The organism is Collinsella aerofaciens (assembly GCF_028207065.1).
Lineage (GTDB): Bacteria > Actinomycetota > Coriobacteriia > Coriobacteriales > Coriobacteriaceae > Collinsella > Collinsella aerofaciens_AR.
In genome coordinates, this window is the sequence record NZ_JAQLFP010000043.1 from 1 (window position 1) to 12,131 (window position 12,131).

Below are 12,131 nucleotides of genomic sequence, written 5' to 3' on the forward strand. Positions count from 1 at the left end.
GTTTATCGCGAGTTCCGCACGAACAGGAGGCCACTTAATGTGGCCTCCGTCGTGAGCAGGACTGTAGAGCAGGAAACCTAAGCCGGTGTCCCCGCTCTCCCGGGGCCGGCGGAATTTAGTTATTCAGCATGCGGTCGAAGCTTCCCGAGTCGCCATCCCGATAGTCGGCGGTCATCAGAATCTCCTGCGGAATGCGCCCGCCCTCGCGCAGCACATTGCGGAACTGCACACGCGTGACCATGGGCAGATCCTTGATCGTCGCCGCCAAGTTCTGCGGCACGCCCTGGTTGGCAGCCGCGGGCTCGCACTCTCCGCCGGCCTTCACGCGACGCTTGTGCTCGGCGAGCATGGCGCGGTACATGCCGGCATGCAGGCGAATCTCAACCACATTGGCATTGCGAGCCTGCTCGACGATGCGCGCGCCCTCGCGGTCGATATCGCCCACGTAGTAGAGGTAGTTAAAGCGATAGCCGATCTCGGCCAGATAATCGTCCAGGGCATGCGAGACGCTCGCCTTGCATCCGCCGCCAAAAATCACGCCGCCCACCTTGATGCCAAAGAGCTTGGCGTGCTTGCGGCCACGCAGCAGCTTGACGATCTCGTCGTAGGTATCCAGGTTCTCAACCATAATGAACGGCTTGTCGGCGCCCAGCGTAAAGAAACCCGTAAAGTGCACGGGGCGGTTGGGGGCGACCTTGATCGCCTGCATGCTGATGCCCTTTTCGGTCATGCGCCTTATCAGGCGCTCACCGTGCTTGCCGTCAAAGGCCTTCTCATCGTTAAAAATCTGGTAGGCACGCTGGCGGCGCGAGGCAACCGGCGTATCGGCACCTCGGTTTTGCTCGATCCAAGCCTGGATGATTGCGATTTCCTCGGCAATCTTGCGGTTGGACATCTCGTTGTGCTGAGTGCGCTGCGGAGCCTTTTTGCCGTCCTTGCCCTCGACCTTTACGATCTGTGTCTGCTGCTCCTTGATCTTAGAGAGCGCCGTAGGCGTAGGGACAACCTTGAGCAGCTGCCTGCCTAAAACGCGGGCAAGGGCGAACGCCGATACCTCACCGCGAACGGCCGACTTGGGCTGCTGGACAGCAGTACCTGCTGCGGAAGACTCCGGCTTCTTCTGAGACTTGCGTTTAGAATCGCCTTGGGAATTGCGCTCGCGCTTCGGCATAGACGCCTGCTTCTGCGGGCGATCGGACTTGCTCTCCTTCGCCGGCTGACGCTTAGGCTGCCCCGAAGAAACCTCGGCCTTCGCACCCTCGTCCTGCGGCGTGGTCTTCTCGGACGCAGTCTCGGCATGGGAACTGCGGCCGCCACGGTGACGACGACGGCGAGGCCTGCTCGACGCGCTCTGCTCCGTCCGCTCGTCAGTAGGCTGCTGGCCCTTGGCCTCGGCAGCAACCTCAAGCTGCGGCTCAACAGGCTTCTGCTCGCGAGCCACCGGCTCAACGGCCTTCTCGTCCTGGGTGGTCGAAACCGACTCGCCCTTCTCCTGACGCCTTACGGGATACGCGCGCCTCGCAAAACCACGTCCGGGACGACATGAGCCCGGGGCCTTCTTGGCAGACTCCTCAACATCGTCTGCGGCCTCGGAAAGCTCTTCAACCTCATGCGCGACATCCTGCTGCGCAGCCTTAAAGTGGGCACCACGGCGACGCTGGAGCTCCTGGGCCTCCACGGGCTTTTGCTCCTTCGCGGGCCTCTGCGACTCGGCAGCAACCTCGTTCTCAACAGCCTCGGCATCCGTCTCACCCTTTTGAGCAACGGCACGACGGAAGCGCTCCTGCTGGGCGCGGCGCTGCGCATCGCGCTTGCCACCCCCGCCAAAACCGCCGCGTCCTGCCTTGGCCGTAAAGGCACGCACGACGTTCTCATCGAGCAACTCATCGGTATCGACATGCTCACGCGGAGCAGCTTCTTCCACAGCAGGCACGTCAGCGGAATCCTCGACGACAAAATCTTCGACGGACTCGGCAGGCTGCTCCTGGGCATCGCGGATCTCGACATTGATGGTATAGAACGCCGGGCGCCCGTTAATGCCGCTGCCCTCGATCTTGGTCACGATATTTGCCGCGATAAGCTCATCGCGCATCGCCTTGGTGTCGCATTCCTTATCGACGGAGCGGAAAATCTGCGCCAGCGCGCTCGACTTGATCTTGAGCGCCTTGCGGCAGAGCAGGTCGTAGGCAACCAGCTTGGCGCGCTCGGCAGAAAGCGATGTCTGGCTGCTCAGACGCTCAGCCAGGGCATCGACATTGTTTTGATTATCGGAATATACCGTCTTGGCCACGGGGCCCCTTTCATATGCACACATATACGTCCATATGGTACAACGCACGAGCCTATCCACGCAAAACATCTGCGAGAACGCCCTTGCACCACCTGTTCTCACAAGAAAAAAGACCGGGTCCGCTTGATTGCGGACCCGGTCTTTCCGAGTCAAATAGATGGGAGATTCAACCCGTCCGACCGACTAGGCCTTAGCGGCCTCGGCGTCGGCAGGAGCCTCAGCGGCAGCGGCGCGACCGTACTCAGCCTTGCCCATCTCGGACCACTCGGGCTCCTCGTCGGGCATGGAGCCGGCCTCCTTGCCGAAGAACTCCTTGAGACAGTTGACGGCAACGATGAGGCCCAGGACCATCAGCAGGACGGCGAAAACGAGCTGCAGGCCCTTGGTGGCGGCGACGGAGACGGCGGCCGTGGTGGCGGTAGCCGGGATGGTGCCGAAGAAGCCGTAGGCCTGGACGGCGGTCATGCAGCCCATGGCGCTCTGGACCAGCGAGGTGAAGGTGCAGCAGAGCAGGAAGGCGACGGGCACGTAGAGCATCCAGCCCTTGCGGCCGGTGCACTTGCAGAACACGGCGAGGGTGATCATGGTCATACCGCCGAGCAGCTGGTTGGAAGCACCAAAGAGCGGCCAGATGTTGGCATAGCCACCAAAGGCAAGGGCGAGACCGGGAAGCAGGGTGACGACCGTGGCGAACCAGGGGTTGCCGAGAACCTTCATGTAGCCGGCCTTGGACTCGATGGCCAGGGCGTCGTTGGTCTGGGCAAAGAACTCGGAGAACGAGGTGCGGGCGATGCGGGCGACGGCGTCGAGCGAGGTCAGGGCCAGAGCGGAAACGTTCATGGTCATAAAGACGGTAGCGAGCGTACCGTCAACACCGAAGGCCTGCATACCGCGGGAGATGCCAGCGGCGAAGATCTGGAACGGGGTGGAAGCGACACCGGCGTTGAGGGCGCCAGTACCGGCGGTGTTCATATCGGAGAACATGATGCCGGCGACGATGATGGCAAGGATGCCGACGAAGGACTCGACGATCATGGCGCCATAACCGACCTTGACGGCGTCCTGCTCCTTCTCGACCTGCTTAGAAGAGGTGCCGGAAGAAACGAGGCTGTGGAAACCGGAGAGAGCACCACAAGCGACGGAGACAAACAGGACCGGGAACATCATGCCGGAGGCAGTGGAGAAGCCGGTGAAGACCGGAGCGGTGATAGTGGCCTGGCCGTTAACGCCCAGGACGACGATGCCGAGGACAGCGCAGGCGATCATGACGATCATCATGATGGAAGTGAGGTAGTCACGCGGGGTCTTGAGCATCTGGATGGGCATAGCGCCAGCGAAGACCAGGTAGACCATGACGACGGCGAACCACTGGAACTTATCCAGGTAGACCGGGAACTGCATACCGACGGCGAACATGAGAACCATGAGGACCACGCCGGTGACGAACTCGGCGGCACCGGTGAGGTTGAACTTCTTCTGGGCCCAACCAAAGGCGATAGCGACGAAGGTGAACAGGATGGAGATGGTGCCAGCGCAGCCAGCGGCATAGGACTTGGTGAAGTCGATGGCACCGGTAGCGGCGCCAGAAGCGTCAACGGCCGGGGTGAACATGAACGTCTTGCAGACCATGTCGGTGAAGGCGGCGATGACGATGATGCAGAACAGCCAGCAGAACAGCAGGAACAGGCGACGGCCGGTCTTGCCGATGTACTTCTCGATGAGCTGAGCGAGCGACTTGCCGTTGTTCTTCATCGAAGCGTACAGAGCACCAAAGTCGTGGACGGCGCCAAAGAAGATGCCGCCGACGAGGACCCAGAGCACGACGGGCAGCCAGCCAAAGGCCATGGCGACGATCGTACCCGTGACAGGGCCAGCACCGCAGATCGAGCTGAACTGATGCGAGAACGCGGTAAAGGCGGAGACGGGCGAGAAGCTCTTGCCGTCCTTCATGCGCTTGGCCGGCGTGAGGGCCTCTTTGTCAACGCCCCACTTGTTGGCCAGCCAGCGGCCGTAGCCCAGATAGCCGCAGGCGAGCACCGCCGCGGCCACAACCATGAGCAAAACTCCGTTCATTACATTTCCTCCTCTAAAAAGAGCTTCCTAGACATAAAAAATGAGGGCCGTCGGTTGCGCTCGACGGCCCTCATCTTCATCAGCCGCCCGTTATCGTACGGGCTAGCTGTATGTGCTAACCCGCATCAGATAATTACTACGCTGATAATGTTTAGCTGATGCGTGAACATGTCTAAGAAATCCTCTTCAATCATGATGTGAACGATCCGTGCGTGTTCACATCCCCCAGTGGTTGAAAAGGAGTATGAAACTTTAGTTACCTAAAGTCAACGCAAATTTGTAATGGATTTTCAACTTTTTTGAATTTCTCGTTATAAAACGCCACTGACCTCGGACTTTACCCAACAAAAGTTTTTGCATGGGAGATACCCCTCGGGAGCCGCGGGAGCCGGGCGGCGCATATGAACTTTCCTGCTCTACAGTCCTGCGCAAGACGGAAAGCACATTAAGTGCTTTCCTTTGCGTGCGGAACTCGCGATAAAGTTCATATGCGCCGCCCGGCTCCCGCGGCTCTCAGGGGCTCCCATCCCAAATGCGGAGCAAAGCTCCGCACACCATCTTTTTCTTTCAGCTAAAGCACGCCGGAAATTCGACGCAGCTGGCTAACCTTGCCGGACGTTGTCGACGCCAAACCAGCTCAGAAGCTATATCGATACAGAAAGGTCCCCGGACGGAGGGGCCGGATATAAGGTTTATCGCGAGTTCCGCACGCAAAGAAGGCCACTTAATGTGGCCTTCGTCTTGCGCAGGACTGTAGAGCAGGAAACCTTATATCCGGCCCCTCCGTCCGGGGACCGCGCCGTACCAGCTACAACGTCATGTTTGGATCGGCGTCGACGTCGAACGGCGAGATTTCTCCTCGGTCGAATTTACGGCGGGCAACCTCTGCGATCATGGCGGCGTTGTCGGTGCACGCCGAAAGCGGTGGCACCGTTACGCGGATCCCCTGACGCCCAAGCTTCTTGATCATCATCTCGCGCAGATGCGGATTAGCCGAGACGCCGCCGCCGATGCAGTATTCCTTGCATCCGGTGGCATGCAGGGCGTTTTTGGCCTTCTTGTACTGAACGTCAAAGACGGCTGCCTCAAACGAAGCCGCCAGATCGGGCAGGTGAATCGTGCGCCCGGCCTTGGTCTCCTGCTCGATGTAGAGCGTCACCGCCGTCTTGAGGCCCGAAAGCGAGAAGCGATAGTCCCCCCTGCTGTTAAGCGCACGGGGGAAATCGATCGCCTTGGGGTTGCCCGTCTCGGCAAGCTTGGAGATGATAGGGCCTCCGGGATAGCCAAGGCCCAGTGCCTTTGCCACCTTGTCGAAGGCTTCGCCCACGGCGTCGTCGAGCGTCTCGCCAAGCACTTCATAGTCGCCCCATGCCTTTACGTGCACGAGCATGGTGTGCCCGCCCGAAACGAGCGTAAAGATAAACGGGGGCTTGAGGTCGGGCTGCGCCAACAGGTTGGCAAACAGGTGGCCCTCCAGATGATTGACGCACACCAGCGGTTTGCCGGCAGCATACGCAAAGCCCTTGGCGAAGGCGACGCCCACTACCAGAGCACCCACCAGGCCCGGACCCTGCGTCACGCCAACAGCGGCGAGTTCGCTCGGCGCGATGGCTCCACCCTCAAGACCAAGCGATGCTGCGGCATCCTCGAGCGCCGCATCCACGACACTCACAATCACCTCAACGTGTTTGCGCGAGGCGATCTCGGGCACCACGCCGCCAAAACGGGCATGGAAATCGATCTGCGTCGACACCTGGTTGGCCAGCATATTGCCATCCGCATCGATAATCGCCACCGCCGTCTCGTCGCAGGAACTCTCGATGGCAAGCACTAGGCGGCGGCGCTCAATTTCGGCACGCTCCCCCTCGGAGCGCCTAGGCGCAGGCAGCGGCCATACGCGCTGCTCTGCCGCCGTCGGCTCGGGCGAGGCATTGTCGACCGGAAGCACCAGGGGCAGCGGAGCCGTCATGACGATGGCATCCTTGCCGGCACCATAATAGCCGCGGCGCCATCCTGCCTCGGTAAAGCCCAGAGCGTTATAAAGCGCGATCGCTCCCTTGTTGTCGTCCTCGACCTCGAGCGAAGCCGTGGTGCAGCCGAGCATCTGGGCATCATAGCTCACATGCGACAGCAGCTTGCGGGCAATGCCCTCACGGCGATGTGCCGGGTCGACGGCGACATCCAGAATCTGCACATCACCGTCCACGACCATACCGCCGGCAAGGCCCAGCAGCTTGCCGTCGTCGTGTGCCACCCACCAACTACGCGGCGCAGCGACGTCCTCGCCCAGTTCGGACAGGAACATGCCCGGCGTCCACGCCTCGTGTCCGGCACCTTCAAAGCAGGCAGCCTCTAGCGCGCTCGCGCCCTCGGCATCCGCCGCGCCCATAGGACGGAACTGCAGATGACGACCGGCGAGCTCATCGGCAACGCCCGTAATTTCGCTCTGTGCACTCTCAGCAAGACCAAGACGCTTGCGCTCGTTTTCCTCGGCATCCGAAAGGCGCGTGTAAATCGGCAGGACGCGAGCCGGATCGCCGTCACCCGCAGCGTGCGCGAGCAGCAAGCCCTCGCCCGAAGGCCACCACAGGTCGCGCTCCACGCAGCGGGCGGTCTCGTCCTCACCCAGCAGCTTGCCATAGCGCACGAGACCGTCACCGGTCAGCTGAACCTGGTCCCAGTCCGCTGCTCGGCGCCACTCATCGAGCGCCACGGCGGCCTTGACCACGTGTTCGCGCTCAAATTGACGCTCGGGGCCCTCATCGACCAGCATATACAGCGCCGGATATACCTCACCGCGCATAGCATCGGCCAAGATACCAAGCTTGCCGCGCACGCCAGCCTTCCACGCCGTCCAAGCGCAAGCGTCGAGCGTCGACACGCCCAGCAGCGGAGCATTGGCACCGCGCGCGAGGCCCTTGGCAGTGGAGATGCCGATGCGCACACCCGTAAACGACCCCGGGCCGCGGCCGACCACGTAGCAACCAACATCGCTGCGATCCAGACCGGCTTGAGCCAGCATGCCATCAACGGTATTCACGAGCTCAACGTTGGCGTGACGGCGACACATGTGGTCGCCACTCACGAGCTTCGTCTCGCCCGTCTGCCCATCAATCCAGCTTGCCGCGCAGGCAAGCATGTCGGTCGAGGTATCGAGCGCCACCACCAGCGCGTTGTCGTTATGCAAGCTCATCTTGTACAGCCTTATCAATCAAATGGGAAAGCTCCATTGCGCGGTCACCGTGCGCCTCGAGCGTTATCGTTCGCACATCACTGTCGCCCTCATCACGCTTGAGCGTCACCGAAAGATACTCATCCGTCAGCTCGTCTTGGAATTGTTCGCCCCATTCCAGCAGGCAAGCACCCTCATAGCCCAGTACATCGAAAATGCCCGTATCCTCGAGCTCGTAGGCATGCTCCAGGCGGTATAGATCAAAGTGAAACAGCGGAATACGACCTTGATCGTGGACGGCCATGAGCGCAAACGTAGGGCTCGTAACCATATGCCCATCGCCCAGCCCGCGCGAGACGCCCTTGGTAAAGTGAGTTTTGCCCACTCCCAGGCCACCGGTCAGGATGAGCACATCGCCGTCCTCAAGGCACGGTGCAATTAGCTCGCCAAAGTACTCCGTATCGGCAGCGCAAGTCGTTTTGTAAGTACCTACCCCCAGGCGCTCCAGGGACATACATGCTCCTTATTATTCCGAGGCGTCCTCTGGCGCGGGATGTCGCTCCAGATAGTCGCCCAGCATCTTAAAGTCTTCCTCCAGCAGCTCCTGCCACGCTGGATTGCGTAGCGCTGCTGCCGGATGGAACGTGGGCATCACCACAAAGTGCCCCATCTGATGGAACCTGCCGCGCAGCTTGGTAATGCCGATCTCGGTCTTGAGCACAAAGTGCGTTGCGGGGTTGCCGAGCGTCACGATGATATCGGGCCAGATGCTTCGAATCTGCTCGCGCAAAAACGGTGAGCAAGCCAGCACTTCCTCGGGGCGCGGATTGCGGTTTCCCGGCGGGCGGCACTTAAGCACGTTGGCAATGTAGACGTCTTCGCGTTTGAGCCCCGCCAGCGACAAAATGCCGTTGAGGTCCTCGCCTGCCGCCCCCACAAAGGGCTCGCCCTGCAAATCCTCATTACGGCCCGGCGCCTCGCCAATAAACATCACGCGGGCGCTGGGGTTTCCCACGCCAAACACGATGTTGTGACGCGACTGGTAAAGCTGGCAAAGGTGACAATCGCCCAGAACGGCCTCGATCTCCTCGAGTGCGACCTCACGCGGCGCCTGATGGCTATGGCCGGGAATGTGCATGACGCCCATAGCGACTCCTACACGTAGACCTTGTCGAGACGCATGCCAAAGCCGCAGGCGACCTCGTAGTTAATCGTTCCGCGCAGTCGGGCCATCTCGTCCATAGTGATCTCGGCGTCGCCATCGCGGCCGACAATGATCATCTCGTCACCATACTCGGCCTCGGGAATCTCATGCGCCGGGTTGGACTGAATGGCGACCATAAACTGGTCCATGCAGATATTGCCCACCTGACGCACACGCTCGCCGCGATACAGCACGTCCATACGATTGGAAAGCGTACGCGAAAGGCCATCGGCATAACCGATCGGAAGGGTGCAGATCTGAACGCGCGTGCGCGGTACGCGGTAGGTAAAGCCGTAGCCCACGCCCTCGCCCATCGCAGGATGCGCCACGCGCGTCACACGCGCGTGGACGCTCATGACGGGATCAAGCTGCATCACGCGACCACTCAGCTCACATGGCTGCAGACCATACAAACCGATGCCGGCACGAATCATGTCAAAGTGCATTGAAGAATCGAGCATCGAGGACGGCGTATTGGCACAATGCACGATACCGCATTCAAAACCTGCGTCCTTAATGGCCTGAACGGCCTCGGTAAAACGCTGGCACTGCAGCTTGTAGTCCCAACCCGAAGGTTCATCGGCCGTGGCAAAGTGCGTAAATACGCCGTCGCACTGGATGCCGCGATGGAAACTGATGCCGCGTACAAAGTCGAGCACCTGTGTGTAGTGAACACCGATACGATTCATGCCCGTCTCGATGGCAAGATGGTACTTGCCCACCTTGCCCGCCGCGACGGCGCATTCGCCATACGCAAGAGCAAAATCGGACGTATAGACCGAGGGCATGATATCGAATTCGAGCAATGCAGGAATAGCCTCGATAGGCGGCTCACTTAGAATCAGGACGGGCTTAGTAATCCCGCCCTGACGGAGCCCAACGCCCTCGTTAACCGTCGCCACGGCAAACATGTCGGCACCGGCCGAATACATGATCTTGGCACACTCAACAGCTCCATGACCATAAGCATCGGCCTTGACCACGCAGCACAGGCGCTGACGCGGATTCAACAAGTTCTTATAGGCCCTCGTGTTGCGACGGAGCGCCCCGCGGTCGATCTCGACCCAGGACCAGCGCGTCAAATCGGCTTTATTCATGATTAGTCATCCGACCCTTCGTCCATGATTCCCAGATCTTCGAGCGCATCCTTTGCCGCCAGCTCCATGGCAGGACCGATCAAGTCGATAAGATCGGTCGCGATGACGCTCTTCTCACCATACTCCGTCGCCGCGGCAAAACCGGCGTAGCTGTGAAGTGCGACGGCGTACGAATACAGCAACTCCCAACGATCCATCTCGTCGCGCATGGTGGCAAGCGTGCCGGCCAAAATACCCGCGAGAACATCACCCGAACCGGCAGTTGCCAGAGAAGCCGGACCCGAGAGCGGCAGCAGCACACGCTCAACGCCACAGATAGCCGTCGTCGGCCCCTTGGCAATGACCACCAGATTGTCGGAGCCTGCAGCCCAGACAACCTTCTGCGCGGCCGCAATCGCGGTACCAAGGTCGTTCACCTCGTCACCGGCAACCAGGCGCGAAAGCTCACGATAGTGCGGCGTCATAACCAACGGCTGCTCGCGGCGATACATCTCGGGGTTACTATCAATACCGTCAATGGCAATCTTAGCAAGGCAGTTGAGTGCATCGGCGTCCAAAATTAGCGGTACATCAAGCTCGAGCAAGCCCGAAACCACCTGCATAGCGCCGGCAGACGTCGTCATACCGGGACCGCACAGCACGCAGCTGTACTTCTTTGCGATCTCGCACACCGTCATGCGCGCAGCGGCGCCAAAGGAGCCGCGGGAATCAGACGGAATAGCAAAGACCGGAATCGAAGGAAGTGCCATGCGAATGAGATTGGCGCAGGCGTCAGGAGCCGCGACTGCCACGTAACCAGCACCCGCGCGAGCTGCAGACTTGGCCGCCATAATGGCAGCACCAGGATATTGCGCAGATCCGGCGACAATAAGCACGGAGCCACGGGAATACTTATCGATATTCGATGGTAGCGGAGCAAAGTAATCAACTAAGTCACCGGGCTCGACAATCTCGGCGGCGTGGTCGACATCATCGATGACCTCGTCAAGACGGTCGTAAAGATTGCCGCAGATCAAATCGCCAGCATACTCAGGACCATCAGCGCTATACAGACCAATCTTGGGCGCAATCATCGTCACCGTGCGCTCGGCACGAATGCAGTCGTCATCAACAACGCCCGTCTCTGCATTCAGGCCCGAGGGGACATCAATGGATACGACACAATCGGCGCATTCATTGACCGTAGGAATCCAAATGGAGAACGGCGCACGCAGATTCCCGTGGAAACCGGTACCAAAAATGGCATCGACAACAACATCGGCCTTATCGATCAAAACCTCGAGTTCATCACGCGAGGGGCCGACGCAAACGTGCACATCGCGGCCGGCAGTACGACGAGCAACATGACGTGCCAGAGCAGCAGGAATCTCATCCGGTTCAACCGGAGAAACGATATCCACGTCCACACCCTTATGGCTCAGGATATCGGCGGCAACCCAACCGTCGCCGCCATTATTACCAAAACCGACCAAAACGAGAACCCGATCGGGATTGAGCTTCAAGACCTCGTTAGCGGCAAACTCACCCGCTAGCTCCATAAGCTCGGCCTTCGAAGTCCCTTCGCGTTCGATGATATCCTCGAGACGAACGACTTCTTCGGTACTCAAAACCGGTTTCATCTATGCTCCTAGCGTATCTTGCGAAGCATCGCCCAGGTGCTCCGTCAATGCTGAATTCTGCAGCTGCTCGAGCTCATCTAATACAGAGCGAGCCTCTTTAAATGTCTGCGCAACGCGTTTCTTGGTGCTCACCTTTTCATCTTTTGGCTTAGGCCGAGCATCTTCGGTAATCGCGATGGCATTCGCAACGGCCAAGTCTCCCGTAAGCGTAATGGAAAGAGCGACCTCAACAACGCCCAGTTCTTGAGCGATCTCGAGAGCACGGCCCGAAAGCAGCGCCTTCGGTTTGCCGAGTTTATCACGCGTTACCGAAACATCCTTGCGACCCACGCCTTGACTAAAACCCGTGCCGAGAGCTTTAAGCACCGCCTCGCGCGAAGCAAAGCGGCTCGCATAGTGAGCAGCGGGACGCGATGATGCATCGCAATACGCACGCTCTTCTTCGGTAAACACACGCCGAGCAAACGACGGCGTCTTTTCAAGAATTGATTTCATGCGGGAAATCTCGACGATATCAACGCCGATACCAGCTTCAGCCATGTTCACCTCCATATCGCACAGACTAAGTTATTGTAGCCCGTTCGCAGAAGATGCGACAAACGAGGGTTATAAAACACAGCTACTATGTGAGACAAATTGCCCGAGATACAAAAAAGGGGGAGGCCGCGAGGCCTCC

At 59.6% G+C, this 12,131-nt stretch carries 8 protein-coding genes; all 8 read right to left on the bottom strand.

The window, feature by feature from the left end:
- Positions 1-115: 115 nt before the first annotated feature.
- A complete protein-coding gene (locus tag PMX72_RS09735) occupies positions 116-2,290 on the bottom strand; it encodes a hypothetical protein (RefSeq protein WP_271728956.1) in 2,175 nt (724 codons plus the stop codon).
- Between the two features lie 183 nt (positions 2,291-2,473).
- Positions 2,474-4,363 carry a carbon starvation CstA family protein gene (locus tag PMX72_RS09740; RefSeq protein WP_117636065.1) on the bottom strand — a complete coding sequence of 630 codons (1,890 nt, stop codon included), beginning with the start codon at positions 4,361-4,363 and terminating at the stop codon, positions 2,474-2,476.
- Between the two features lie 808 nt (positions 4,364-5,171).
- Positions 5,172-7,556: a tRNA (adenosine(37)-N6)-threonylcarbamoyltransferase complex transferase subunit TsaD gene (gene tsaD, locus PMX72_RS09745; RefSeq protein WP_117758011.1), complete on the bottom strand. Its 2,385-nt coding sequence runs from the start codon at positions 7,554-7,556 to the stop codon at positions 5,172-5,174.
- Positions 7,543-8,049 (bottom strand): tRNA (adenosine(37)-N6)-threonylcarbamoyltransferase complex ATPase subunit type 1 TsaE, encoded by a 507-nt coding sequence (gene tsaE / locus PMX72_RS09750; protein WP_006235849.1) that lies wholly within the window; start codon positions 8,047-8,049, stop codon positions 7,543-7,545. The genes tsaD and tsaE overlap by 14 nt, the downstream gene beginning before the upstream one ends.
- 12 nt (positions 8,050-8,061) lie before the next feature.
- The gene (locus PMX72_RS09755; RefSeq protein ID WP_271728957.1) at positions 8,062-8,682 is read right to left on the bottom strand and encodes a uracil-DNA glycosylase; all 621 of its coding nucleotides are present in this window, start codon (positions 8,680-8,682) and stop codon (positions 8,062-8,064) included.
- 8 nt (positions 8,683-8,690) lie between these two features.
- Positions 8,691-9,836 (bottom strand): alanine racemase, encoded by a 1,146-nt coding sequence (gene alr / locus PMX72_RS09760; protein ID WP_089573672.1) that lies wholly within the window; start codon positions 9,834-9,836, stop codon positions 8,691-8,693.
- Between the two features lie 2 nt (positions 9,837-9,838).
- Positions 9,839-11,455, bottom strand: coding sequence for an NAD(P)H-hydrate dehydratase (locus tag PMX72_RS09765; protein ID WP_082435564.1), 1,617 nt, complete (start codon positions 11,453-11,455; stop codon positions 9,839-9,841).
- Positions 11,456-11,995: a holo-ACP synthase gene (acpS, locus tag PMX72_RS09770; protein ID WP_117655164.1), complete on the bottom strand. Its 540-nt coding sequence runs from the start codon at positions 11,993-11,995 to the stop codon at positions 11,456-11,458.
- Between the last annotated feature and the right edge of the window lie 136 nt (positions 11,996-12,131).

Bases quoted from the DNA above. Each gene is read 5' to 3' on its own strand.
- alr (WP_089573672.1), bottom strand. From the start codon at position 9,836: ATGAATAAAGCCGATTTGACGCGCTGGTCCTGGGTCGAGATCGACCGC.
- PMX72_RS09765 (WP_082435564.1), bottom strand. From the start codon at position 11,455: ATGAAACCGGTTTTGAGTACCGAAGAAGTCGTTCGTCTCGAGGATATC.
- tsaE (WP_006235849.1), bottom strand. From the start codon at position 8,049: ATGTCCCTGGAGCGCCTGGGGGTAGGTACTTACAAAACGACTTGCGCT.
- tsaD (WP_117758011.1), bottom strand. From the start codon at position 7,556: ATGAGCTTGCATAACGACAACGCGCTGGTGGTGGCGCTCGATACCTCG.
- PMX72_RS09755 (WP_271728957.1), bottom strand. From the start codon at position 8,682: ATGGGCGTCATGCACATTCCCGGCCATAGCCATCAGGCGCCGCGTGAG.
- PMX72_RS09740 (WP_117636065.1), bottom strand. From the start codon at position 4,363: ATGAACGGAGTTTTGCTCATGGTTGTGGCCGCGGCGGTGCTCGCCTGC.
- acpS (WP_117655164.1), bottom strand. From the start codon at position 11,995: ATGGCTGAAGCTGGTATCGGCGTTGATATCGTCGAGATTTCCCGCATG.